Annotated in this window: 23 protein-coding genes and 1 other annotated feature; of the genes, 15 read left to right on the top strand and 8 right to left on the bottom strand. The window is 52.3% G+C overall.

Annotated features, from left to right (window positions below):
- Nucleotides 1–50: 50 nt before the first annotated feature.
- Entirely contained in the window at nt 51–1,067 is a 1,017-nt protein-coding gene (locus tag KNP76_RS05820; RefSeq protein WP_034809224.1) for a PTS sugar transporter subunit IIC, read from the top strand.
- A 35-nt stretch (nt 1,068–1,102) separates the two neighbouring features.
- Here the strand turns inward: KNP76_RS05820 and KNP76_RS05815 are convergent, their stop codons facing one another.
- Nucleotides 1,103–1,435, bottom strand: coding sequence for an MLKL N-termimal domain-containing protein (locus tag KNP76_RS05815; RefSeq protein ID WP_081825909.1), 333 nt, complete (start codon nt 1,433–1,435; stop codon nt 1,103–1,105).
- A 115-nt stretch (nt 1,436–1,550) separates the two neighbouring features.
- Between KNP76_RS05815 and KNP76_RS05810 the strand changes: the two genes are divergently transcribed.
- The 6 genes from KNP76_RS05810 to KNP76_RS05785 all read left to right on the top strand — a co-directional run bounded on the left by KNP76_RS05810 (nt 1,551) and on the right by KNP76_RS05785 (nt 6,414).
- Nucleotides 1,551–1,862 carry a thioredoxin family protein gene (locus tag KNP76_RS05810; protein WP_034809227.1) on the top strand — a complete coding sequence of 104 codons (312 nt, stop codon included), beginning with the start codon at nt 1,551–1,553 and terminating at the stop codon, nt 1,860–1,862.
- Nucleotides 1,863–1,866: 4 nt separating this feature from the next.
- Nucleotides 1,867–2,661 carry a DUF1444 family protein gene (locus KNP76_RS05805; RefSeq protein ID WP_034809230.1) on the top strand — a complete coding sequence of 265 codons (795 nt, stop codon included), beginning with the start codon at nt 1,867–1,869 and terminating at the stop codon, nt 2,659–2,661.
- A gap of 48 nt (nt 2,662–2,709) precedes the next feature.
- Nucleotides 2,710–3,330 carry a YtpR family tRNA-binding protein gene (gene ytpR, locus KNP76_RS05800; protein WP_214843486.1) on the top strand — a complete coding sequence of 207 codons (621 nt, stop codon included), beginning with the start codon at nt 2,710–2,712 and terminating at the stop codon, nt 3,328–3,330.
- 53 nt (nt 3,331–3,383) lie between these two features.
- Nucleotides 3,384–4,469, top strand: coding sequence for a hypothetical protein (locus KNP76_RS05795; RefSeq protein WP_034809235.1), 1,086 nt, complete (start codon nt 3,384–3,386; stop codon nt 4,467–4,469).
- An 87-nt stretch (nt 4,470–4,556) separates the two neighbouring features.
- A complete protein-coding gene (murC, locus tag KNP76_RS05790) occupies nt 4,557–5,864 on the top strand; it encodes a UDP-N-acetylmuramate--L-alanine ligase (RefSeq protein WP_214843484.1) in 1,308 nt (435 codons plus the stop codon).
- Between the two features lie 97 nt (nt 5,865–5,961).
- On the top strand, nt 5,962–6,414 hold the full coding sequence (locus KNP76_RS05785) for a Dps family protein (RefSeq protein WP_034814724.1): 453 nt from the start codon (nt 5,962–5,964) through the stop codon (nt 6,412–6,414).
- 33 nt (nt 6,415–6,447) lie between these two features.
- Here the strand turns inward: KNP76_RS05785 and KNP76_RS05780 are convergent, their stop codons facing one another.
- Complete coding sequence (locus tag KNP76_RS05780) at nt 6,448–7,560, bottom strand: aminopeptidase (RefSeq protein WP_214843482.1); 1,113 nt, start codon at nt 7,558–7,560, stop codon at nt 6,448–6,450.
- A gap of 171 nt (nt 7,561–7,731) precedes the next feature.
- Between KNP76_RS05780 and KNP76_RS05775 the strand changes: the two genes are divergently transcribed.
- From KNP76_RS05775 to ccpA, 4 genes are all read left to right on the top strand, one after another.
- Complete coding sequence (locus tag KNP76_RS05775; RefSeq protein ID WP_034809250.1) at nt 7,732–8,247, top strand: DUF948 domain-containing protein; 516 nt, start codon at nt 7,732–7,734, stop codon at nt 8,245–8,247.
- Between the two features lie 23 nt (nt 8,248–8,270).
- Nucleotides 8,271–8,939 carry a YtxH domain-containing protein gene (locus KNP76_RS05770; RefSeq protein WP_214843480.1) on the top strand — a complete coding sequence of 223 codons (669 nt, stop codon included), beginning with the start codon at nt 8,271–8,273 and terminating at the stop codon, nt 8,937–8,939.
- A gap of 133 nt (nt 8,940–9,072) precedes the next feature.
- A complete protein-coding gene (locus KNP76_RS05765) occupies nt 9,073–10,164 on the top strand; it encodes a bifunctional 3-deoxy-7-phosphoheptulonate synthase/chorismate mutase (RefSeq protein ID WP_214843478.1) in 1,092 nt (363 codons plus the stop codon).
- A 126-nt stretch (nt 10,165–10,290) separates the two neighbouring features.
- On the top strand, nt 10,291–11,304 hold the full coding sequence (ccpA, locus tag KNP76_RS05760; RefSeq protein WP_214843476.1) for a catabolite control protein A: 1,014 nt from the start codon (nt 10,291–10,293) through the stop codon (nt 11,302–11,304).
- 40 nt (nt 11,305–11,344) lie between these two features.
- Here the strand turns inward: ccpA and KNP76_RS05755 are convergent, their stop codons facing one another.
- Genes KNP76_RS05755 through KNP76_RS05745 form a run of 3 tightly spaced genes read right to left on the bottom strand, consistent with a single transcriptional unit; the run spans nt 11,345 to nt 13,784 of the window.
- Nucleotides 11,345–12,514, bottom strand: a complete 1,170-nt coding sequence (locus KNP76_RS05755) for an acetoin utilization protein AcuC (protein WP_214843460.1) — start codon at nt 12,512–12,514, stop codon at nt 11,345–11,347.
- On the bottom strand, nt 12,511–13,143 hold the full coding sequence (locus tag KNP76_RS05750) for an acetoin utilization AcuB family protein (protein WP_034814736.1): 633 nt from the start codon (nt 13,141–13,143) through the stop codon (nt 12,511–12,513). The genes KNP76_RS05755 and KNP76_RS05750 overlap by 4 nt, the downstream gene beginning before the upstream one ends.
- 11 nt (nt 13,144–13,154) lie before the next feature.
- On the bottom strand, nt 13,155–13,784 hold the full coding sequence (locus KNP76_RS05745) for a GNAT family N-acetyltransferase (protein ID WP_214843458.1): 630 nt from the start codon (nt 13,782–13,784) through the stop codon (nt 13,155–13,157).
- 155 nt (nt 13,785–13,939) lie between these two features.
- On the opposite strand from KNP76_RS05745, the gene acsA reads away from it, so the two are divergent.
- Complete coding sequence (acsA, locus tag KNP76_RS05740) at nt 13,940–15,646, top strand: acetate--CoA ligase (protein ID WP_214843449.1); 1,707 nt, start codon at nt 13,940–13,942, stop codon at nt 15,644–15,646.
- 45 nt (nt 15,647–15,691) lie between these two features.
- Here acsA and KNP76_RS05735 read toward each other — a convergent pair whose 3' ends face one another.
- Nucleotides 15,692–18,106 carry a transglycosylase domain-containing protein gene (locus tag KNP76_RS05735; RefSeq protein ID WP_214843447.1) on the bottom strand — a complete coding sequence of 805 codons (2,415 nt, stop codon included), beginning with the start codon at nt 18,104–18,106 and terminating at the stop codon, nt 15,692–15,694.
- A gap of 165 nt (nt 18,107–18,271) precedes the next feature.
- Nucleotides 18,272–18,469: a binding site (T-box leader), on the top strand.
- Between the two features lie 48 nt (nt 18,470–18,517).
- On the opposite strand from KNP76_RS05735, the gene tyrS reads away from it, so the two are divergent.
- Nucleotides 18,518–19,765, top strand: a complete 1,248-nt coding sequence (gene tyrS, locus KNP76_RS05730) for a tyrosine--tRNA ligase (protein WP_214843445.1) — start codon at nt 18,518–18,520, stop codon at nt 19,763–19,765.
- A 102-nt stretch (nt 19,766–19,867) separates the two neighbouring features.
- Nucleotides 19,868–20,494, top strand: coding sequence for a GTP pyrophosphokinase (locus KNP76_RS05725; RefSeq protein ID WP_214843443.1), 627 nt, complete (start codon nt 19,868–19,870; stop codon nt 20,492–20,494).
- A 42-nt stretch (nt 20,495–20,536) separates the two neighbouring features.
- On the opposite strand, the gene rpsD is transcribed toward KNP76_RS05725, so the two are convergent.
- A complete protein-coding gene (gene rpsD / locus KNP76_RS05720; protein WP_034814744.1) occupies nt 20,537–21,136 on the bottom strand; it encodes a 30S ribosomal protein S4 in 600 nt (199 codons plus the stop codon).
- A gap of 222 nt (nt 21,137–21,358) precedes the next feature.
- Nucleotides 21,359–21,841, bottom strand: coding sequence for a GAF domain-containing protein (locus tag KNP76_RS05715; protein ID WP_214843436.1), 483 nt, complete (start codon nt 21,839–21,841; stop codon nt 21,359–21,361).
- A gap of 236 nt (nt 21,842–22,077) precedes the next feature.
- On the opposite strand from KNP76_RS05715, the gene ezrA reads away from it, so the two are divergent.
- Nucleotides 22,078–23,808, top strand: coding sequence for a septation ring formation regulator EzrA (ezrA, locus tag KNP76_RS05710; protein ID WP_214843434.1), 1,731 nt, complete (start codon nt 22,078–22,080; stop codon nt 23,806–23,808).
- Nucleotides 23,809–23,857: the final 49 nt, after the last annotated feature.

The following is a 23,857-nucleotide window of genomic DNA, read 5'->3' as shown; positions in this document are numbered from 1 at the left end:
GTGAAGACATAAACTTTACGACTGACAAGACAATGAAAAGAGGAAGGTCCATGTTAAAGAAGAAAGGCATTACGTTAAGCCCGTCGCTGTATTTCGTGACGGCGCTCAGTTATATGGCGCTCGGTCTATTCAGCACGCTCATTATCGGGCTGATCATAAAGACGATTGGGGGACAACTGAGTGAGGCGGGAATCGGTCCGTTCGGTACGACGCTCATCGCCATCGGAGACGTTGCGATCAGCTTGACCGGGCCGGCCATCGGAATCGCCATCGCCTATGCCTTGCAGGCACCGCCGCTCATCTTGTTCGCCGCGCTCGTCGTCGGGACGTTCGGCTATGAGTTCGGACCGGCCGGAAGCTATGTGGCGACGCTTCTCGCCGTCGAAGTTGCAAAACTCGTCTCGAAATCGACAAAACTCGATATTCTCGTGACCCCGTTCACGACGATCGCTGTCGGCTATATGAGCGCGACGTATATCGGAAAGTATGTCGGTCTATTCATGACGCAGCTCGGGACGTGGATTGAATGGGGGACGGAACAACAGCCGCTGTTCATGGGGGTCGTCGTTGCCACACTCATGGGACTCGCATTGACGGCGCCGATTTCGAGTGCGGCCATCGCCCTCATGCTCGGTTTGAGTGGAATCGCCGCTGGGGCCGCCACCGTCGGATGTGCCGCTCAAATGGTCGGCTTTGCCGTCACTAGTTATCGGGATAACGGTATCGGCGGGGCCGTTGCCCAAGGGATTGGCACGTCGATGCTCCAAGTCGGAAACATTGTCAAAAATCCATGGATTCTTTTGCCACCGACGCTCGCTGGAGCCGTGCTCGCACCAATCGCCATCTTATTGTTCGAACTTGAAAGCGTCGCGGCGGGCGCAGGGATGGGGACGAGTGGCCTTGTCGGACCAATCGTGATGCTCGAGACGATGGGATTCAGTTGGCATACGGTCATCGTCGTCGCAGGCTTCCTGTTCGTCGGACCGGCGCTTCTCAGCTTTGCGGTTTATCAAGTGCTCACTCGTATGAACCGAATCCGGCCGAACGATATGAAAATCGAATATTGAGCACAAAAAAAGCGTTTCTTGAGCAGAAACGCTTTTTAGATTCCAAAAAATTGCCGAACCGCCTCGACCGTCTCGCGGGGCACACGAAAGCTCGCTAAGAAGAGGGCGAGGAGCAAAACGTAGACGGGGATGAGGAACCGTTTCCGAACGATTGGTAAATAACGGGCCGCCTTTTTGAACGCCTTCTCGACAACGTAAATGACCGCGAAGCCGACGACGAGCCATATTAAAATCTCGGTCCGACTCTTGTCCGTATCGATGAACAAATAGCCGTAACGGAGTATGGCGAGCATACCGACGACGCCGACGAGTTGCTCGAGCGGATGTTTCATTTCCGGGTTCAATTGTTCCCGCGTCCATTTAGTCATATCGTCACCTTTTTCTAATAGTCTTCGCCCTCGATTATAGCAAAACGTGAGAGCGGAATGTAAGAACGGACATATGCTATCATGAATGAGGAAAAAAGAACAGGAGTGGTGAAAAATGAATCAATTGACATCTTTAGAACAGTATACGAATGCGAAACAAGAAAAGAGCGTCTTCATGTTCTCGGCGACATGGTGTGGCGATTGTCGTTTCCTCGACCCGTTCATGCCGGAGATTGAAGCAAAATTCTCCGATTGGACGTTCTATTACGTCGACCGCGACGAATGGATGGAACTCGCACAAGAGCATGACATCTTCGGGATTCCAAGTTTTGTCGCTTTCAACAACGGGCAAGAGGTCGATCGTTACGTCGGCCGTGAACGGAAGACACCGGAACAGGTCGAAGCGTTCTTGAACGGATTAGGGTGATCCCATGGAACGGAATGAACTGAGACGACACATCGAACGTCATTTCGCGGAAGGGTACCGGACGTCTTATGATCGCGAGAACGAAGTGCTCCGCATTGAACGGACGAGCGATCGCGTCGGCGTCAACATCCGACTTGCCCCACTCGTCGCGAAAGCAAAAGTGCGTGGCGTCGTCGCCATCGAGGAAGTCGTCGAATACATTCAAACGGCCCTCGCGGCAGATGAGTCGGTCACGCTGATTGGTAATGAGAAAAACATCTATCCGGTCATCCGGGCCGCCTCGTTCGCGAAAGAGACGAAACAAGGCGAGGCGCTCGTCACAACACCGCATACGGCCGAAACGGCAATCTTTTATGCCCTCGATTTCGGGAACGGATATCGTTTGATTGAAGAGCGCCATTTGACTGAATCGATGACGCGCAAGCGTCTTGAGGACATCGCGCGTGACAACGTCATGACGTTGCCGACCGAGTTGAAACGAGACGAGGTTGCCGGGAATACGTTTTATTTCTTGGCAGCCCGTGACGGGTACGAGGCGTCTCGAATCTTGAACGATGATTTTTTACGGGTCATGGAGCGACGGATAGAGGGGGACATGCTCGTCGGTGTCCCGCACCAAGACGTGTTGATCATCGCCGACATTCAAAATGATGCCGGCTACGATGCGATGCAACAGCTCATGTTCGACTTTTTCACGAACGGACGCATCCCCGTCACGGCGCTCGCGTTCCATTATGAGGCCGGGACACTCGAACCAATTTTCATTGTTGGAAAAAAGAACCCACCAACCGACGCATAATCTGCTAAACTATGTGTGTCTAGTTTGAAAGAAGGGGCGTATTTACGTATGCAAATCAATGCTTTTTATAACCGTCAAGGAATCGGCGATGTGCTCATGGTGTTATTGAGAGAAGGCGATCGTCATCACCAAATCGTCGAACGGAAAGACGATGTCGCCATCGTCAAGTCGACAAATGGAAAAGTGAACGGATACAACATTTTTAATGCGAGCAATCACTTTAACGTGGCCGACTGGCACGGGCCGGTCGAATTGACGGCAGAACTGATTGAAACGCTCGGTGTCATCTTGCGCAAGCAAAACATCGAGGCCGATCTTTCTGGCGTCGATTTCACGCCGAAGTTTGTCGTCGGGTACGTCGAATCGGCAGAGAAACACCCGGATGCGGATAAATTGTCGATATGCCAAGTCGAGACCGACCAAGGGACCGTCCAAATCGTCTGTGGTGCCCCAAACGTCGCGACCGGACAAAAAGTCGTCGTCGCCAAGCCGGGAGCGGTCATGCCGTCAGGGTTGATCATTCGTCCGTCTAAACTTCGTGGTGAGTCGTCACAGGGAATGATTTGTTCGGCCCGCGAACTCAATTTGCCTGACGCACCGCAAGAAAAAGGGATTTTAGTATTAGATGACGAATATGAAGTAGGGAAAGCATTTGAAATCGGTCGCTAAACTCGACCGATTTTTTGCTAAATAGGATTGAGTGAAAAAGCGAGGAATCGAGTATGGATGCATATGAACGTTCATTAAAACAACAGGCCGAGCGTATTCGCCGGGAATTGTCCCAAGAAGGAAAAAAGGCGGTGCCGGTCCCGAAAGTCGAGACACCAGAAGAGTTCATCCCGTCGGACGTCCCGTCACCGATTTACGGCTACGCGCGTCCGAAACCGAAAATCAATTTGCCATCTGAACATTCGCCGGAGACACGCTCCGATTTGAACGCTGATTCAAAATATGTGGAAGAGGCATCGACAGCAGAACCGTTCGTACCAGAGGCGACCGAGGAAACGGTAAATCGGGCCGAGCTGTTCCACGGGGCGCAATCTCCCCCAGTCGTCCCGGAGACGGTCGAAGAGGAGACAGAGACAGAAGAGTCGGTCGATGAAACGGTAGACGTCGAACGTGACTTGGCAATCGAGTCAGAAGCTGCGCCGGAGGCCGTCGTTGACGAACCGACAGAGATGGAAGAGCCGGTCGTTGAAACGGTAGACGTCGAACGTGACTTGGAAGTCGAGCCAGAAGCTGCACCGGAGGCCGTCGTTGACGAGCCGACGGTAATGGAAGAGCCGGTCGATGAAAAGGTAGACGTTGAACGTGACTTGGAAGCAGAGCCAGAAGCTGCGCCGGAGACATTGGTTGAAGTGCCGGCGAACGAGGTCACGATTTCCCCGGAAATTGAAGAACCGACCTTCGATGCTACGCAAGGAGAGCCAGTTGACGAGATTGAGGAGAAGACGGGTCTTGGCGACGTATCCATCCTTGAAGGCGGATTTGCTTCGGTATTTATGGGGTCGACTGAGTTATCACCTTCAAAAGTCGTCATCCGTGACGAGAAAGAGGCCGCGTCATCCGAACCGATCAACGTCGAGGAAACTTCTGTTGAACAAGTCGCACCGATTGTCGAGGATGTTGCAAAGACATTACAGACCGACACCGAGCAGACTGTAGTAGAAGATGAAGCGGAACTGACGCCTGCTGTTAGCGTATCCTACAAAGCAGAAGGCCCGCCGCTAAACGTCATGATGACACCGCAAGACCGAATGGCGATGTATCGCAAGCGGCGTCTCGATCAAAAAAACAATAATCTGTAATAGCATGACACCTAGAGTTTTGCTATAATGACAAAGGTTTGTCGCATTTTTTCGCAAACCGCAATGAATTAGGGGGGCTATTTACAGATGAACCGTTATCACTTCGTCGGAATTAAAGGAACGGGCATGAGTCCTTTAGCGCAAATTTTAAATGATATGAATAATGAAGTCCGAGGCTCGGACGTTGAAAAAGCATTTTTTACTGAAGAAGCATTGAATCGCAAAGGAATCGAGATCCTGCCGTTTGATCCTGAAAATATTACAGAAGGTCAAATCGTCGTGCAAGGGAACGCGTTCGCTGACGACCATCCTGAAGTCGTCCGGGCGCGCGAGCTCGGATTGACGATCTATAAATATTACGAGTTCCTCGGTGAACTCGCGGATCATTACACGAGCGTGGCCATCACCGGCTCACACGGGAAGACATCGACGACAGGTCTGTTGGCCCACGTCATGCGCGGCATCGAACCGACGTCGTTCTTGATTGGCGACGGGACGGGCGAAGGGGTCGAAGACTCTAAAAACTTCGTTTTCGAAGCGTGCGAATACAAGCGCCACTTCCTATATTATCGTCCTGACTATGCCATCATGACGAATATCGACTTTGACCATTCGGACTATTTCTCTGGACTCGATGATGTCATTGATGCGTTCCAAGAGATGGCGAAACAAGTCAAAAAAGGAATCATCGCATGTGGAGATGATGAGAATCTCCAACACATTCAAGCAAACGTACCAATTGTGTATTACGGATTCGGTGCGCACAACGATTTCCGGGCTGAAAACGTTGAATCGACCGATCGCGGCACGACGTTTGACGTGTTCCTACGGGACGACTTCTACGGTACGTTCCGCATCCCGGGTTACGGTAACCATAGCGTCTTGAACGCGCTCGCAGTCATCGCGACGTGCGACTACGAGAACTTGCCAAAAGAGCTCGTCAAAGATCGCCTCGAGACGTTCAATGGCGTAAAACGTCGCTTTAGCGAATCGACGCTCGGGAATCAAGTGCTTGTCGATGACTACGCGCATCACCCGCGTGAGATTAGTGCGACTGTCGAAGCAGCTCGCAAGAAGTACGCGGGACGTGAAGTCGTGGCTGTATTCCAACCGCACACGTACACCCGTCTTAAATCGTTCATGGACGATTTTGCGGCGTCGCTCGCTGAAGCGGACGCGGTCTACTTGTGTGACATCTTCGGTTCGGCTCGCGAGCAAGAGGGGACGGTCACAATCGAAGACCTCCAATCACGGATCGAAGGGGCGAACGTGTTGAAACGTGGCGGTACGCAGGTGCTCCGCGCACACGACAACGCCGTGCTCTTGTTCATGGGCGCTGGGGATATCCAGACGTATCAACGAGAGTATGAAGAGATTGTTCGTCAAGAAGCATAAGTTGCGAGCGGCTGCGGCCGCTCGTTTTTTCGTGTTTAATTTTCTTATAAGACGGAAATAATACTATAGACTGACCACGGAAAAGGAGATGTTATGAATGGCAAGCCAAGGCGCATTGAACACGTTAAACAAAGAAGTGGCCAACTATGGCCTCTTGTTCGTGAAACTCCACAACTATCATTGGTATATTAGCGGGCCACACTTCTTCACGTACCACGAGAAGTTAGAGGAACTGTATAACCTCGTCGCGGAACTTTATGATGATGTGGCGGAACGGTTGCTCATGAATGACGGCGAACCGTATGCGACGATGAAAGAGTATTTAGAGCATTCGACGCTTCAAGAAGGAGATCGTCACGCCGAGACGGACCAGATGATCAAAGACATCATCGGCGACTTCAAACAGATTCGCCAAGAGATGCAAGATGCGATGGAGAACTTCGAGGACGGGGACGAAGCGATTGAGGACACGTTCGTCTCTCACATCGAGCGTCTCGAGAAAGAGATTTGGATGATGTCGGCAGCGCTCGGCAAGAAGACGAAGCTGTAAGCAAAAAAGCGTGCCACCGGGGCACGCTTTTTGTTATTTCAAGTTTTCTGGATTGAGTGGCAAGAGCGAGTCGACGACGAAGCGACCGTCTTTCCGAATCAACACGTCATCGAACCAAATCTCGCCGCCGCCGTAGTCCGGGCGTTGGATGTTGACGAGGTCCCAGTGGATGGACGAGTCGTTGCCGTTATAAGCGTCGTCATACGCCTGACCCGGTGTGAAGTGGAAACTACCATCAATCTTCTCATCAAATAAGATGTCTTTCATCGGGTGTTGGATGTATGGGTTGACGCCGATGGCGAACTCGCCGACGTAACGGGCGCCTTCGTCCGTATTGAACACGTCGTTGATGCGGTCCGTATCGTTTGCCGTCGCCTCGACGATCTTTCCGTCTTGGAACGTCAATTTCACGTTCTCGTACGTGAACCCGTGATACGGTGATGGCGTGTTGTACGTGATGACGCCGTTGATTGAGTCTTTCACGGGCGCTGTGAACACTTCACCGTCCGGGATGTTCATTTGGCCCGAGCATTTGATGGCCGGGATGTCTTTGATGGAGAACGTGAGGTCCGTTCCCGGTCCTGTAATCGTCACGCGGTCGGTCTCGTTCATGAGGCTGACGAGGGCGTCCATCGCCCGGTCCATCTTGCCGTAGTCGAGCGTACAGACGTTGAAGTAAAAGTCTTCGAACGCCTCGGTCGATTTCCCGGCGAGCTGGGCCATCGACGGCGACGGATAGCGGAGCACGACCCAGCGCGTCCCTTTGACGCGGTCTTCTGTGTGCATTTTCCCGATCGTCGCGCCGACAAGTTTTTGCTGTTCGGCCGGCACATCGGATAATTCATTGATGTTGTCCCCGGCACGAAGACCGATATAGGCGTCCATTGCTTGCATCTGTTTCCGTTCGATATCTGCCATCAGCTCGAGCTGTTCTCGGCTCGCTCCCATGTAGAGCTTGCGCAGGATTCGGCTCTCTTTCAACAAGACGAATGGATGACCACCTGCTTCGTACGCCTTCTCGACGAGTGCCTCGACGAGCGATTCTTCGACTCCAAAATTCTCGATTAGCACGCGTTCCCCCGGCTTCAATTTAACCGAATAGTTGATTAACCCATCCGCGAGTTGCGTGATTCTTGGATCTCTCATACGTCCACCCCTTAACTTTTTTAAATTTATTTCTATTTTAGTGTAATCGAAAACATAAAAACGGGTAAAGGAATAATCAGACCGGATGGCGAAAACGGTTGAGACAAATCTTTTCAGTCATAATGGTGCTATAATGAAACCACCATATTATTGAACAGGAGGAATGATTGGATGGAAATCACATTGGGAGGCATCGCGGGACTGATTGCTGCACTCGCGTTTGTCGTACTCGTCTTTTTCTTGGCGCGTGTCTTATCGAACGTGAACCGGACACTCGGTAGCGTCGCGAACACGACCGAGAATTTAGAACGACAGTTGGATGGGATTACGATGGAAGTGACGGCGCTCTTACATAAGACGAACCGTCTCGTGGATAACGTAGAAGAGAAAACAGAATTGCTCGCACCAGTGGCTCACGCCCTTGACGAGCTCGGCACGTCACTCAATGAAGTGACCGAGTCAGTCCGGACAGTGTCTTCGTCTGTACACGTGGCAGCCGATGAAAACAAAGAACAAATCGCGCAAGCGGTCCGATGGGGATCGGTCGCTGTGGAATTATTCAAGAAAAACAAAACTGAGACTGGCAACGAACGTCCATCGCGTCGTCGTGGACGACGTGAACGGAAAGAAGAAACACCGTCTGTCTCACCGGGTGTCGTCGCAACGGATGACACATTAAAATCTTAATCATCTCTAGGAGGAACGTACACATGACATACGACAAAAACAATTCACAACACACACAACAGTCATCAGGCGGAGGCTTTTTAGCCGGAGTCGTACTTGGGGGAGTCATCGGGGCGGCGGTCGCGCTTCTCACGTCGCCGAAGAGTGGACGTGAAGTACGGACGTACCTTGATGAGAAGACGGCCACTTCACGTGAGCGTTTGACGGTCAAATCGAAAGAAGTCCGTGAGAAGGCCGAACCGGTCGTCGGAGAATGGATTAAAGTCGCAAGCGACAAGTCGGCTCCGCTTCTTGAGAAAGCAGCACCGGTCCTTAACCTCGTGAAGGACAAAGCCCGTGAAGCGGCCGAGCTCAAACAGCAGGTCGACGAAGATGAACTGTCGATTGAAGAGGCGATGGAGAAGGCCGACCAACTCGTCGCTGAAGCAGAGGCGGAAGTGAAAGAGCAACTCGATCGGGCGGCAGACGAGACATCGAACGACTCGAAGGAAGCAACGAAAGATGACTCGAAGCAAGCTGACTCATCTTCTGGCCAAGCCAAGAAACAAGAACAGGCCAAACCGGAGAGTAGTCGTGATGAGTCAACGAACCATGAATCGGAGTTTGAAGCACCGATTAAGGATTTGCTCGATGACGAGTCGAAACAAGAACTCAAAGAGTTGAAACAAGATTTGAAGAACGGCAAGAAATAAACGGTGATACCCAGGTCTCCTGGGTATTTTTTTTGTGGAATCTGTGTCGGCGACCATTTGTCTATGACAAAGCGAGAGAAGTTCGATATAATTAGGTTTCTGGAAAGAACGGCATAGAAATGAGAGGGTAATTATGAGTCCACAAGATCAATTGAACCGATTACGTCGTGAAATGGATGAATTGAACCGAGAAATGCTTGATTTGCTCAGTCGTCGAGGAGAACTCGCGGTCGAGATTGGTAAAGTGAAACGTCTTCAAGGCGTCGAACGATACGATCCCGTACGCGAACACGAGATGCTCGATTTTATTGCGGCCGAGAATCGAGGTCCTTTTGAGACGCCACGTCTTCAACATCTATTTAAAGAGATGTTCAAAGCGTCTGCCGAGCTGCAAGGGGAGGACCGCGATAAAACGCTCCTCGTCTCGCGGAAACGTCAAGCCGAGGATACGGTCGTCACGCTTGGCGGGGCGACGATTGGCAACGAACGCCCCCAATTGATTGCGGGGCCATGTGCCGTCGAATCATTCGAACAAGTGAACGCCGTCGCTGAGAAACTCGCCTTGTCCGGTGTGAAGATTATGCGCGGTGGCGCGTATAAGCCACGGACGTCGCCATACGATTTCCAAGGGCTCGGCTTTGACGGGCTCAAGCTGTTGAAACAAGCGGCCGACCGTCACGATTTACGAGTCATCTCTGAAATCATGACGCCAGGTGCGGTCGACTCAGCGCTTCCATACGTGGACATCATCCAAGTCGGGGCCCGCAACATGCAGAACTTCGATTTGCTAAAAGAAGTCGGGAAGACGGATAAACCCGTGCTCTTGAAACGCGGGCTGTCGGCTACAATCGAAGAGTTCATCTATGCGGCGGAGTACATCATGGCGAGCGGGAACCATCAAATCATCCTTTGTGAGCGCGGCATCCGGACGTATGAACGGGCGACGCGCAACACACTCGATATCACGGCCGTGCCGATTTTGAAGCAAGAGACACATTTGCCGGTTATGGTCGATGTCACCCATTCGACCGGGCGCCGCGATTTGTTGCTTCCGGCTGCGAAGGCGGCACTTGCTGTCGGGGCCGACGGTGTCATGGTCGAGGTGCACCCGAATCCGGCCATCGCCTTGTCCGATGCCCAGCAACAGCTCGATTTCGACCAATTTGATGAATTTGTGAACGGATTGACGACACAATTCCCTCAACTTGATTTGGTAAAAAAGTAAGCTTTCCAATTGGAAACGTTTTATATGGCGTGAAGACAGGGTAAAATGATGACAGATACCTGTCTTCCTTTTTTGACACGTTTTTTGAAAATCGTTTGAAAATCATTGCTTGTAGGAGGAGTTTTAATGAATAGTAACAATGTAACGATCTATGATGTCGCACGAGAGGCCGGGGTGTCGATGGCGACCGTCTCTCGTGTCGTCAACGGAAACCCGAACGTCAAACCGACGACCCGTAAGAAAGTCCAGGACGCAATTGACCGTCTCGGTTATCGTCCGAACGCTGTCGCACGTGGTCTTGCGAGCAAGAAGACGACGACGGTCGGCGTCATCGTACCGGATATCTCGAACATTTTCTTTGCCGACCTTGCGCGCGGTATCGAAGACGTCGCGACGATGTACAAGTACAACATCATCCTCGGGAACTCGGATGCGAACCGGGATAAAGAGATTCACTTGTTGAACACGCTTCTCGGGAAACAAGTCGACGGCATCATCTTCATGGGCGGCCGTCTTCACGAAGATCTCGTCGAAGAGTTCAAGAAATCACCGGTTCCAATCGTCTTGGCCGCGACGTTGAACCAAGGCTATGACCTGCCGGCGGTCAATATCGACTACGAGCAGGCGGCATATGACGCGACCAAAATGTTAATTGGCCACGGCCACAAACAAGTCGGTTTCATCACAGGCCCGCTCGAGCAACAAATCAACGGCGAGAAGAAGTTCGCCGGTTATCGCCGGGCACTCGAAGATGCCGGTCTTCCGTTTCAGGAGAACGACGTCATCCTCGGTAACTACACGTACGCCTCGGGCCTCGAAGCGATGCAGAAGATGCTTGAGCGTGACGATTGCCCGAAAGCGATTTTCGCTGGAACGGATGAGATGGCGCTCGGCGTCATCCATGCAATTCAAGACGCGGGCTTCTCGGTCCCAAACGATTTTGAAGTCGTCGGCCACGATAACACGCGTCTTGCGACGATGATTCGTCCGAAATTGACGACGGTCGTTCAACCGATGTACGACATTGGTGCCGTGGCCATGCGTCTCTTGACGAAGATTTTGAACGCGGAAGAAGTCGAAGAGAAAAACGTCGTCTTGCCACACCGCATTGAGCGCCGTGACTCGTTACGGAACGACTAAACGGAAAAACACTTAAGCCGTCGACGGCTTAAGTGTTTTTTTATAAATAGAGTGATTTTCGGTCATTGGAGATGAATGGCCAGAACGCCCGTTTCGTCACTTCCCAGTTCTTTTCCTCGATTTGCTGGCGCCGTGGGATGTGGTCGAACGAATAGGTCGTATCGTCCCATCGCGTCGGTAACGGTTGATCGGCCCGATGCTGCCATTGCGCAATCCAATCGGCCGGAATGTCACCATGATAGGGTGCCTCGCGTGTCAGACCGGCCCACACTTGCGCCCAAGCGCGTGGTACGGTTCTGAACCAGTCATAACCACCACCGCCGAGGGCGACGAGCCGTCCCTCTGTATATTCATCGGCGAGCCGGGATGCAATTTGCGGGATTTGCTCGAACGTCCGAATCGTCGAGGCGAGGTGGGTGAGCGGGTCGAACGCATGTGCGTCGGCCCCGTTTTGCGTCAAAATGATGTCCGGCTTGAACCAAGCGCACGCCTCGCGTAACACCGTCTCATAACAATGAAGGAACGAGTCGTCCTGCGTGAAGGCGTCGACCGGGACGTTCCAACTGTAGCCGTATCCGTTCCCGTTCCCACGCTCGGTGACGGCACCTGTGCCAGGGAACAAGTAGCGTCCGGTCTCATGAATCGAGAGCGTCATGACGTCCGGGTCGTCATAAAACAGCCACTGTACGCCGTCCCCGTGATGGGCGTCAGTATCGACATAAAGCACCCGCATACCATACTGCTTACGGACGTGGGCGATGGCGACGGCCGCATCGTTATAGACGCAAAAACCGGACGCCTTCCGCTGCATGCCGTGATGTAGTCCGCCTCCGACGTGAAAGGCGCGTTCGACTTTCCCGCTCGCGACGAGGTCGAGCGCAAGCATCGTCCCACCGACGAGGCGGGCCGCCCCTTCGTGAATCGTCGGGAAAATGGGGGTATCTTCCGTACCGAGCCCGAACTTGTTCGCTTTTAGCCCGGTGAGCGTGCCGGCTGCCGCCGCTTGGACCGCCTCGATATAATCGCGGTCGTGGACGAGCGCCAAGTCTTCAATCGAAGCGAGTGGTGGGGCGATGCACTCATCACGTGACAGTTTTCCCGCTGTCGTCAAGAGCGAAGTCGTCAGCTCTAAACGAATCGGGTTGAACGGGTGGTCCGCATGGAAACGGTACGACGTCTCGTTTTCCCCGAATATGTAAGCCGGTCTCATTGCGACATCTCCGGCCCGAGCACGTCATAGCCTTCTCGTTTCAACCGTTCGATGATGCGGAGCGGGTTCATCGTCTGGACCCGGAACGAGATGATCCGTTTATACGGGTCTTCCGTCGGGTGGACGAAGACGTTGATGATGTTGACGTTCGTCTTGGCGAGAAGGCGCGTCACTTTCTCAAGCGTGCCGGTCGTGTTCTCGACAAGAATCTCGATTTGCGAACTCGGCTCAAGGGCACCGGTCAGCTGAACGAAATAACGAAGTAAATCGGTCTCGGTCAACACACCGACGAGTTTGCCTCGTTCGACGATCGGAAGGCACGTCAACCGGTGTTCATAGAACAGCGCGGCCGCATCTTCGAAAAAGTCGGCCGGGTGTGCCGTCACAAGATCGGTCCGCATGATGCTCGACACCGGGTTTTGAAAGTCGGCGCTCTCACTCTCCGGATGGAACACGCTCGTCGCTCCGCTCATCTCGAACTGTCCAATGATTCCGATGACTTGCCGGGCCGGATTCGTGACGATGAGGTGACGCACTTTATGGTCACGCATGAGCTTTGCCGCGTGGGCGATCGTATTCGTCGGTTGAATCGTCACGACGTGGCGATTCATCATTTGTTCAATCAGCATCGTAACCCTCCTCAGTCATACATGAACCGGCGGCGGAGCCGGAGCGAGTCGAAATGGTCAATCGTTTCTTGCCGAACGTTTTTGCCGATGCGCGCCATGAGACAGTTGGCCGGATGCGAAGCGATCTCTGGGTCGTCGGTCGGGAAGAAGACGAGCCCACCGTGATTCATCATCTTCTCCATCACGTTCCGATAGTCCCAAATCGACAGCCCGCTCCCTTTCAAGTCCCAGTGCCAATAATATTCTGTCGTCAAAATTAAAAAGTCGTCCATATGCGGGTCCATCATCGACACTTCGAGTAACTGCTTCCCGATGCGTTGACCGCGAAAGCGCGGACTGACCTCGATGGCACCGAGCTCGAGAATATACGGATCGTTGCCTTCGCTCCATCGTTCATACGGATCTGGATACAAGTATGTCACATAGCCGATAATCAATTCTTCGACGCGAGCGACGATGATGCGTCCTTCTTTCAAATCCGCGATTTCAACGAGCGCTTTGTGTTGGTCTTCCGGCTCCCGAAACGCCGTCAACCCTTCATCGAGGCGATACGTCGCAAGCACGTCACTCTCAATCGGTCCATCGATGATTACGGCTCCGAGTGAGGTTTCCCACACTTTTGAATGATACTGTTTTTCCATGGAGTCACCACCTTTTTCACCTCTTATTATAGCGCTTTCATCGGACGAGTTTCACTCCGTTTTGGAGTTTTTGGAAATTCATTGATTTGTCATAATATTAACACTATACTGAAAGTGGTTATACCATTCATTACAGGGGAGGCGAATCTTTAACGATGGAAAAATTGAAAGCGTTATCAGGGGAACATCAATTGGCGTCGTATGAAGATGCTTGTCAGTCGTTCGAGTGGACGCAAGCAGAAGCGTTATTGTCTTGGAATTTGACCGGAAATGTCAACATGGCGTATGAGGCGATTGATCGTCACGCAGAAGGGGAACTCGCGACGAAATTGGCCTTGCTCTACTTCGATGGGGATCGGGAAGAGCGCTACACGTACGCTGACATGAAACAAGAAAGCAATCGATCCGGGAACGTTCTGAAATCGGTCGGAGTGGAGAAAGGCGATCGTGTCTTCATCTTCATGCCACGGAGTCCAGAACTTTATTTTATTTTACTCGGTGCGATCAAGCTTGGCGCCATCGTTGGGCCGTTGTTTGAAGCGTTCATGGAACAGGCCGTCCACGACCGTCTGCTCGACTCGGAAGCGAAAGTGATCGTGACGACCGAGGCGCTGTTACCGCGCATCCCGTTGGAGCAGTTGCCGCAGTTGGAGACGATTCTCATCGTCGGGGACGACGTCAACGAGTCGGGGAAAGTCATCGATTATCGGAAGTTGGCACAACGCGCCACGACGGAGCTCGACATCACGTGGGTCGACCGTGAAGACGGCATGATCCTACATTATACGTCCGGCTCGACAGGAAAACCGAAAGGCGTGTTGCACGTCCATAATGCGATGATTCAACATTTGATGACAGGGAAATGGGTGCTCGACTTGCAGCCGGACGATGTGTACTGGTGCACGGCGGACCCGGGCTGGGTAACGGGCACGAGTTACGGCATCTTCGCACCATTCTTGAACGGCGCGACGAACGTGATTGTCGGGGGACGTTTCAATCCGGAGTTTTGGTATTCGGTAATTGAGCGTTTCGGCGTGACGGTCTGGTATAGCGCTCCGACGGCATTCCGGATGCTCATGGGAGCCGGGGATGAGGCGTTCGCGAAGTACGACTTGTCGTCACTCCGTCATATCCTCTCGGTCGGTGAGCCGCTCAACCCGGAAGTCATCCGCTGGGGCAACGAGTCGTTCGGGTTACGTATTCATGATACGTGGTGGATGACCGAGACCGGGGCGATGATGATTTGCAACTATCCGACGATGGACATCAAACCGGGTTCGATGGGGAAAGCCATCCCGGGTTGTGAGGCGGCCATCTTAGATGACCGTGGACAACCGCTCCCGCCGCATCGGATGGGCAATTTGGCACTCAAGACGCCATGGCCGTCGATGATGCGCAAGATTTGGAAGAACGATGCAAAGTATGAGAGCTACTTCTGGGGCGACTGGTACGTCTCGGGTGACTCGGCTTATATGGATGAGGACGGGTATTTCTGGTTCCAAGGCCGTGTCGACGACGTCATTATGACGGCAGGCGAGCGTGTCGGACCGTTCGAGGTCGAGAGTCGTCTCGTCGAGCATCCAGCTGTCGCCGAGGCCGGTGTCATCGGGAAACCGGACCCGGTCCGCGGCGAAATTATCAAGGCGTTCATCGCGCTCCGGAAAGGCTATGAGCCGTCCGACGAGTTAAAGGCGGAGATTCAAAAGTTTGTCAAAGAGGGGCTCGCGGCGCATGCGGCACCTCGGGAAATCGAGTTCAAAGACAAGTTGCCGAAGACGCGCAGCGGTAAGATTATGCGTCGTGTCTTGAAGGCATGGGAATTGAATCTTGAGACAGGTGATTTATCGACAATGGAAGATTGATTGAAAAAAAAGGTCGACACCGCGGTGTCGACCTTTTTGTCTTGCTTATTCGTCCGCGTCAGCCTCGGCCTCAGCTTCTTCTTGGGCTTTCTTTTCAGCCTCGGCTTTCTTCTTGACTTCTTCTTCCGCTTTCTTCGCGTCTTCTGCCTTCTTCTTCGCTTCCGCCTCGGCTTTTTTCTTCGCCTCGGCATCTTTTTGTTCAGCAGCTTCGCGTTTCGCTTCTTCCGCCTCTTGTTTCGCTTCTTCTGCTTTCTGCTTCGCTTCCTCTTCCTTCTTCTTCTCTTCGACTTTCTTCTTCTCTGAGAACGTTCCAGAGTCTTGGAAGTCTTTTGACGTCACGCTAGATGGTTGCGTGAAGCGTGCGTTCGTGAACGTCTCCGGCTTATCCGCATACACGCGGTTCACGATTTGTGACCAAATCCGTTGCGTCCGCTGGTAGTATGGGCCGTATGGGTAAGCATCGGTCATCCCGAGTTTTTGGTTATCGTAACCGGACCAGACTGCGAGTGTGACGTCTGGCGTCGAGCCGACGAGATACGAATCTCGTTTCTCTTGTGTCGTTCCAGTTTTGCCCATCCAGTCGCCCGGGGCGTTCAAAAGTGACTTGGCGTACGTCGCCGTACCTGACGTGTACACGTCACGCAACATATCGACGACGAGGTAGGCCGTGCGATCGGAGTAGATCCGTTTCTTCTCAGGCTGGGCCTCAAAGATGATCTCGCCTTGGAACTCGACTTTATCGACGAAGTACGGGCTGACGTGTTCGCCGTAGTTGGCGAGCATCGCATACGTCGACGCGAGGTTGACCGGGCTGACTTCACCGACACCGAGTGCCATCGAGGAGGCTTTTCGGTTCGTATCCGATACGCCGATGCCCATATCGATGAGTTTCTGTGTGTCAGCCTCCATTTGGTTCCGTTCTTCATAAATTTTGACGGTAGGAACGTTCAATGATAGTTTGAGCGCGTCGCGGACAGTGACTGGGCCGCGGTACGTTTTCCCTTCGTTGTTGACCGGGTCTTTCCGTTCGCTGTAATCATATTGATAGAAGTATTCTTCGTCGATAATCGTCGTCGCAGGTGTGATCATGCCTGCCTCGATCGCATTCGCATAAACGAGAATCGGTTTTGCGGTCGATCCGATTTGACGAGTCATCTGCGTGGCGTGGTTATATTCTTCAGTCTTTCCGTTAATATAGCGTCCACCGACGAAGCCGAGCACACGGCCCGTCTTGTTCTCGAGCATGACCGCGGCGGTCTGTTCCGGATAGCTCGTCCCGTCCGCATTTTGGTTCGGACCGAAGTTATCGGCATTTTTAGCCGGCTGTTGCATCGATTCGTGGATTTGCTTATCGAGCGTCAAGTGAATCTTATAACCGCCTTGACGGAGCGCGTTGTGCGCCCGTTTCCCGTAAGTCGAACGGACTTCGTTCCGTTCGTTTGGTCCGAGTTCGTTCAGGTTGATTCCGTCTTCTTGTAAGAAGTGGTTCGTCACGATAGCGAGCGCCTCACGTTCCGCTACGTCAACGAGATACGGATAACGGTCGCGCGGCTTCGATTGTGTCTTCATGAAGTCTTGCGTGATATCGTAGTTATACGCCGCATCATATTCTTCTTGTGTGATTTTCCCGGCGACGTACATTCGATTCAGTACCGTCTTCATCCGGTTGATACCGGCGGTGACGTCTTCTTTAATGACTCCGCCTTGATAATATGGCGTGTAGAGGAACGGGTTTTTCGGAATCCCGGCAAGGAATGCCGCTTGCGGGAGTGTCAAGTTCTCTGCCGACGTGTTGAATACGCCGCGAGACGCTGCTTCAATCCCGGAGATGTTGCGTCCCATCGAGTTGCGTCCGAACGAGACGACGTTCAAGTAGGCGTTCAAAATCTCATCTTTATCCATCGCTTTTTCGAGGCGGAGCGCGAGCAAAATCTCTTTCGCTTTCCGCTCGAACGACACTTCGTTCGTCAACATCTGGTTCTTGATGAGCTGTTGGGTGAGTGTCGAGCCGCCGGTCCGCTCTTCTGAACCGGTCGCTTCTTGCAAGATGGCACGGAGCGTCGCTTTCGGGACGACCCCGTCATGCTCGTAAAACTCGACGTCCTCGGTCGCTAACAACGCGTCGATGACGAACGGCGATACTTTATCGACTGGAATCGGCGTACGCACTTCATCGGTCGTGTAGTTCCCGATCCGTTCTCCGCTTCCGAAGTAAATGTCAGAGGTCGACGAGTACGTGTTGATTTGGGACGTCATCGTCTTATAGGCAGGGGTTGGCATGTCCTTGACGAGCGATGCGAAATACCCGGCGCCGATTCCGGCGCCTAAAAAACCGATGAGGACAACGGAGATGATCGTGAGCAGGAGTACGTTCCACGACACATCGTAAAATACATTGGCATAACGGCGGGCTTTCAAGGACGTTGGATTGTTCCATAAGTCTCGAATCTTTTGCAGCATGACAGCCTCCTTCATATGGTGTAAATCGATTGCAGACAGTAATATATTCGATTATAGCACAAGTCTTTCCCCACCTTATCGTGAATCGACCTTTCGTTGCAAGTTTCAATCTTGTTATTGACAACGTGGAAACCAAACTTATAAAATGAATGGCATAGTCATTATATCGATGCAATGAAGAAAGCGAAGTAGTCGGTGGACCGCTTGTCCAGAAAGCTAGTGGATGCTGTGAACTAGCCAATGTCAACTGATGAATTACACTTTTGGAGCATGCCGTTCGGCCGGGTCGAGACCGTTATCTCTCATGTAAAGTGGCCACAGCTGTGGCAATTAGGGTGGTACCGCGGAATCTCCGTCCCTTCTCGATATGAGAAGGGGCGTTTTTTTATGTCAATCGAAGGAGTGGGACAAATGGAATTATTGAATGATTTAGCATTTCGAGGACTCGTCAACCAAATGACGGATGAAGCAGGATTGAAAGAACAGTTGAAGAAGCCGACGACGCTTTACACGGGATTTGACCCGACAGCGGATTCGCTCCATATCGGGCACTTGTTGCCGATTTTGACGCTCAGACGTTTTCAAGAGGCGGGACATCAAGTCATCGCCCTCGTCGGTGGAGCGACGGGGATGATCGGCGACCCGTCTGGACGCTCGGACGAACGGTCACTGAACACGCTCGACACGGTCAAAGAATTCTCGGACCGCATCAAGGATCAATTGAGCCGTTTCCTCCCGTTAGAAGGGGAGAACCCGATCACGATCCGAAACAACTACGAATGGACGGCGGAACTATCGATTATCGACTTTTTACGTGATGTCGGAAAGCATTTCCCGATCAGTTACATGCTCGCGAAAGACTCAGTCGATTCACGATTGGAAAACGGAATCTCGTACACGGAATTCTCGTACATGTTATTGCAATCGTTCGACTTTTTGAAGTTATACGAAACAGAGAACTGCCGCCTTCAAGTCGGTGGGAGCGACCAGTGGGGGAACATCACAGCTGGACTCGAACTCATCCGCCGTTTCGGTCATCAAGAAAAGGCGTTCGGTCTCACCGTGCCGCTCGTCACGAAGTCGGACGGTCAAAAGTTCGGGAAAACGGCTGGCGGCGCGGTCTGGCTCGATGCTGACAAGACGACACCGTACGAGTTCTACCAGTTTTGGATTAACGTCGATGACGCCGACGTCATCAAGTTCATCAAATACTTCACGTTCATGACGCACGAAGAGATCGATGCGCTCGCGGAAGAAGTTGCAGCTGCTCCGGAGAAACGTGCTGCCCAGCGCCGTCTCGCCGAAGAGATGACGAAGCTCGTCCACGGGGAAGCCGGTCTTGAACAGGCTGAGCGAATCACGAACGCATTCTTCAGCGGAGACCTCGCGTCACTGAAACCGGAAGACATGGACGCGGCGTTCAAAGGGATGCCGCAGTACGAACTCGATGGTGAGCGTAACCTCGTCGACCTTCTCGTCGAGGCGGGGATCGTCCAATCGAAACGTCAGGCACGGGAAGACGTGCAAAACGGTGCCATCTATTTGAACGGCGAGCGTGAACAAGCGCTCGATAAGACGGTGACACGCGCCGATACGCTCGGTGAGTTCACGATCATCCGTCGTGGTAAGAAAAAATACTTCGTCATTCGCCACGTCTGATGCAACCGTCCATTCTCGTCACGTTACGAGAATGGACGGTTTTTTATGTATGGAACGTACGTTTGTTTGGTACGATGGAAAGAGAAAAGAGGAGGAGAGACTATGGAAATCGAAGAGTTTTTCGGCGAGCAGTTTCATCATTGGCGAGAGCGATTCCGCTACTATGAGATGGCGATCACAGAGCTTGAAAGTGACCTTGGGATTATCGACCTCGACTGGCAAACGCGGCTCGGCTACTCCCCAATCGAGCATGTGAAGACGCGAATGAAGACACTTCCGTCCATCGTCCGGAAGATGAAGCAAAAAGAATTGCCGCTCGAAGTGGACGCGCTTTGGGATCACGTGCATGACGTCGCCGGTGTCCGCATCGTCACGAGTTTCCGGGACGACATCTATGCGATTCTAGACCATTTGAAGAAGCGGGACGACCTTCAAATCGATGAAATCAAAGATTACATCAAGCATCCGAAGCCGAGCGGATACCGGAGCCTCCATCTCATCGTCCGGACGAAAGTATATTTGGCCGAGCGCGTCATCTGGGTGCCGGCCGAGATTCAAATCCGGACACTGGCGATGGACTTTTGGGCGGCGACGGAACATAAACTCCAATACAAGTATCAGCAGCAAATCCCTGAGGCGTCCCGGCATGAGCTGACCGAGGCGGCGAACATGGCGGATGCGCTCGATACCCAGATGGGCCGGATTCGTGAACAGATTTTAAAGAAATGAAAAATCCCCTTTCCTGCCGAGGCGGGAAAGGGGATAAAAGCATTAACGTGAGTAGTACTCGACGATCAATTGCTCTTTGATTTGGTCGTTGAGCTCAGCGCGCTCAGGAAGACGTACGTACGTACCTTCGAGCTTTTCAGCGTCGAACGTGACGAAGTCTTTTGTAGCTGGTGCTACTTCGAGCGCTTCAGCGATCGCTTTGAAGTTTTTAGACTTCTCACGAACTGAGATGACTTGACCTGGTTTTACACGGTAAGACGCGATGTCTACACGTGAACCGTCAACTTGGATGTGACCGTGGTTGACGAGTTGGCGCGCGCCGCGACGTGTGCGAGCGAGGCCCATACGGTAAACGAGGTTGTCAAGGCGTGACTCGAGCAAGAACATGAAGTTCTCACCGTGAATTCCTTGCATTTTCCCTGCATCGTTGAAGATGCGACGGAATTGCTTCTCGTTGATTCCGTACATGTGACGGAGTGCTTGCTTCGCTTGAAGCTGAAGACCGTATTCAGAGATTTTACGACGACCATTGCCGTGTTGGCCTGGTGCGTAAGGACGTTTTGCTAATTCTTTACCCGTTTCGCTAAGCGAGATGCCTAAGCGACGCGAGAGTTTCCAAGCTGGACCTGTGTAACGAGCCATGTTTGGACTCCTCCTTGTTGTTCATGTATTTTGCACAAAAGAACAACGGTGTCAAAGACGGGTGACGCCCCTTTCAAGGTTCAAGCACCTTCACTTGATAGCGAAGCTACGAGATGCTCCTCCGACAACGTCGAGGCCCGAAAGGTGGATACGTCTGTCGATGACTGCTATCGTCATTTCATGCACAAAAAATAGTATACGATGAATAAAACAGCTTGTCAATCAGATGAAGCGAAGTAATGTCTGGCAAAATTGCTCGAGGCCTTGACGGTCGATTTCTGAGAAGCGATCGAACTCGGGGCTGTCGATATCGAGCACGCCGATCGTCTCGCCGTCGCGAACGAGCGGGACGACGATCTCTGAGTTCGATGCGGCGTCACAGGCGATATGCCCTGGGAACTTGTGGACGTCCGCCACGAGTTGCGTTTCTTGCGTTGAAGCGGCTGTCCCGCATACGCCTTTCCCAAATGCGATATGGACGCAAGCTGGGAGACCTTGGAACGGGCCGAGGATGAGCGCGTCGTCACCGTTCTTCATATAGAAGCCGACCCAGTTGATCCGATCTAGAAATTGGTTAAGGAGCGCGCTCGCGTTGGCGAGGTTCGCGACTTCGTTCGTTTCGCCTTCTAACAGTGCAGCGAGTTGTTTGTTCAGCAGTTCATAGCCGGCGGCCAAGTCGCCAGAGTAAGCAGTCGTTTGAAACATATGATTCCCTCCTATATGAATACAAGCTCAGATATGCATCATCGTACACGCATTTTTTCAATTTGTCTTCCGAAATGTTTTTATGAGCGCGCAACATTCTCACGTCAAACCATTGGAAAACCTATGCAAATCCACTGTTGTATAATATGATTAAGTATATCTATACTTATAAAATACATCATTTTCTTCTTTACGATACATAAGTCCATGAAAGCGGCTTGGAGGTTGTGACAAAGATGGATTACGGATTATACGGGATTTTAATTGGAATCATCGTCATCGCGCTAGGGGCCATGCTCGCTAGTATGCTCATTCGAAGAAAGTATTACCAAAAAATTGATGATTTGGATATTCGCAAACAAAGTATTCTCAGTGCGAGTATCCCGGCCGAGCTTCAAAAGTTCAAGCAGTGGCCGATGGAAGGCGAGACAAAAGAGAAGTTCGATCGCTGGCATCAGTCGTGGGACGAGCTCGTCAGCGTCCATACCGGCCAAATCGATGAATCGCTTTATCGGTCGGAAGAAGATCTCGATAAGTACCGCTTCTTGAAAGTGAAATCGGACTTGGACGCGACGGAACAGTTGATTGAAGAACTCGAGACGATGGTACACGCCATGCTCGACGAGATGGATGAGTTCAATCAACATCATGACTCGCTCCTCGACATCGTCAAGAAAGACGAAAAAGAGCTATACCAGCTACGGAAGACACTCGTTTCGCAAAACAACGCCTTCGGACCGACGTATCCTCTCGTCGAAGCCGAGATTGCAGCCGCTGAGGCGAAGCGAAACGAGATGATGACACTCAAGCAAGAAGGCCAAGTGTCGGATGCGTTCTTAGCCGGACAGGACTTATCGGCGAAAGTCACGCACATCCGTGAACTCGTCGGCGTCATCCCGCAGTTCGTGCGGACCGTCCAAGTCGACTTGCGTCAGCAGCTCAACCAGCTCCGTTCGGGTCATAAAGAGATGCAGATGGACGGATACGCCCTTGAACCGCTCGGTTTAATGGAAGAAATCGAACAGGCGGAAGACCGACGTCAAGCGCTTATGGAACGCATCGAACGACTCGAGTTCGACCATTTCGAGACGGACATGCAACAATTGAGCTCGGATATCGATCAACTGTTCGAAGCGTTCCGCACCGAGGTCGACGCGCGCCAATACGTGAAAAAAGAGTTCGCGACCGTCCGTGAACGTGATGAGAAGACAACAGAACTCATGACGCGATTGAACGAAGAGATGTCTCGCCTAATCAGTAACTATGAGATTAACGCCCGGGTCGGCGAAGAGTTCGAGCAGCTCGAGCGGGAACGGACGACGCTCTCGGCGAACGTCCATGACATCGAGCAAGCGCTCAGCGCCCAAATGCTTCCGTTCAGCCTCGTTAAATCGAAAGTGCAGGAAGCGAAACGGTCACTCGATCAATTCGCGGCCATGCATGAACGGTTTATCGACAACACGAACTCGCTCCGAAAAGAAGAACTCGAAGTGCGCAACAAGCTCGAAGGCTGGAAACGTGAACTGTCCGCCCATCGTCGTCTTCTCGCCAAGAGCGCGATGCCGGTCGTGCCGAACGATTTGATGAACGACATGCGCCAACTGCAAAAGAGTGTCCAGTCGCTCGATGAGCAGTTCGAGAAGGCGCCTTTCAACATGACGTACATCGTCGGCTTGAGCCACGACATCGAAGAGACGATGGACAACTTCCGGGACCGGGTCAAGGCGCTTCTTCGTCAAGTCACGTACGCCGAACAGCTGTTACAGTATGCGAACCGCTATCGCCGTCGTGACAACGAGGTGCACATCGCCTTGACGCTCGCTGAGAACAAGTTCTTGCACGGGGAGTATGGGACGGCCGTCGAAATCGGCGAGCGCGTACTCGGCCGTTTCGATGAAGCGGCGCCGCGTCAGATTCGTCAACGTGTCGAAAAGGGAATCGAGCACCAAGAATTGCTTCGAAAATAATCTATGCATGAAGATTGACGTAAACGGGAATTAACGTAGACGTCAATCT

This window comes from Exiguobacterium sp. s150 (assembly GCF_018618435.1).
GTDB lineage: Bacteria > Bacillota > Bacilli > Exiguobacteriales > Exiguobacteriaceae > Exiguobacterium > Exiguobacterium alkaliphilum.
The sequence above is the reverse complement of the archived record's forward strand: the minus strand, read 5'-3'. Positions and strand labels throughout refer to the sequence as shown.

Excerpts from the sequence above, each read along its gene's own strand:
- KNP76_RS05820 (WP_034809224.1), top strand. The coding sequence starts at position 51 with ATGTTAAAGAAGAAAGGCATTACGTTAAGCCCGTCGCTGTATTTCGTG.
- KNP76_RS05815 (WP_081825909.1), bottom strand. The coding sequence starts at position 1,435 with ATGACTAAATGGACGCGGGAACAATTGAACCCGGAAATGAAACATCCG.
- KNP76_RS05810 (WP_034809227.1), top strand. The coding sequence starts at position 1,551 with ATGAATCAATTGACATCTTTAGAACAGTATACGAATGCGAAACAAGAA.
- KNP76_RS05805 (WP_034809230.1), top strand. The coding sequence starts at position 1,867 with ATGGAACGGAATGAACTGAGACGACACATCGAACGTCATTTCGCGGAA.
- ytpR (WP_214843486.1), top strand. The coding sequence starts at position 2,710 with ATGCAAATCAATGCTTTTTATAACCGTCAAGGAATCGGCGATGTGCTC.
- KNP76_RS05795 (WP_034809235.1), top strand. The coding sequence starts at position 3,384 with ATGGATGCATATGAACGTTCATTAAAACAACAGGCCGAGCGTATTCGC.
- murC (WP_214843484.1), top strand. The coding sequence starts at position 4,557 with ATGAACCGTTATCACTTCGTCGGAATTAAAGGAACGGGCATGAGTCCT.
- KNP76_RS05785 (WP_034814724.1), top strand. The coding sequence starts at position 5,962 with ATGGCAAGCCAAGGCGCATTGAACACGTTAAACAAAGAAGTGGCCAAC.
- KNP76_RS05780 (WP_214843482.1), bottom strand. The coding sequence starts at position 7,560 with ATGAGAGATCCAAGAATCACGCAACTCGCGGATGGGTTAATCAACTAT.
- KNP76_RS05775 (WP_034809250.1), top strand. The coding sequence starts at position 7,732 with ATGGAAATCACATTGGGAGGCATCGCGGGACTGATTGCTGCACTCGCG.
- KNP76_RS05770 (WP_214843480.1), top strand. The coding sequence starts at position 8,271 with ATGACATACGACAAAAACAATTCACAACACACACAACAGTCATCAGGC.
- KNP76_RS05765 (WP_214843478.1), top strand. The coding sequence starts at position 9,073 with ATGAGTCCACAAGATCAATTGAACCGATTACGTCGTGAAATGGATGAA.
- ccpA (WP_214843476.1), top strand. The coding sequence starts at position 10,291 with ATGAATAGTAACAATGTAACGATCTATGATGTCGCACGAGAGGCCGGG.
- KNP76_RS05755 (WP_214843460.1), bottom strand. The coding sequence starts at position 12,514 with ATGAGACCGGCTTACATATTCGGGGAAAACGAGACGTCGTACCGTTTC.
- KNP76_RS05750 (WP_034814736.1), bottom strand. The coding sequence starts at position 13,143 with ATGCTGATTGAACAAATGATGAATCGCCACGTCGTGACGATTCAACCG.
- KNP76_RS05745 (WP_214843458.1), bottom strand. The coding sequence starts at position 13,784 with ATGGAAAAACAGTATCATTCAAAAGTGTGGGAAACCTCACTCGGAGCC.
- acsA (WP_214843449.1), top strand. The coding sequence starts at position 13,940 with ATGGAAAAATTGAAAGCGTTATCAGGGGAACATCAATTGGCGTCGTAT.
- KNP76_RS05735 (WP_214843447.1), bottom strand. The coding sequence starts at position 18,106 with ATGCTGCAAAAGATTCGAGACTTATGGAACAATCCAACGTCCTTGAAA.
- tyrS (WP_214843445.1), top strand. The coding sequence starts at position 18,518 with ATGGAATTATTGAATGATTTAGCATTTCGAGGACTCGTCAACCAAATG.
- KNP76_RS05725 (WP_214843443.1), top strand. The coding sequence starts at position 19,868 with ATGGAAATCGAAGAGTTTTTCGGCGAGCAGTTTCATCATTGGCGAGAG.
- rpsD (WP_034814744.1), bottom strand. The coding sequence starts at position 21,136 with ATGGCTCGTTACACAGGTCCAGCTTGGAAACTCTCGCGTCGCTTAGGC.
- KNP76_RS05715 (WP_214843436.1), bottom strand. The coding sequence starts at position 21,841 with ATGTTTCAAACGACTGCTTACTCTGGCGACTTGGCCGCCGGCTATGAA.
- ezrA (WP_214843434.1), top strand. The coding sequence starts at position 22,078 with ATGGATTACGGATTATACGGGATTTTAATTGGAATCATCGTCATCGCG.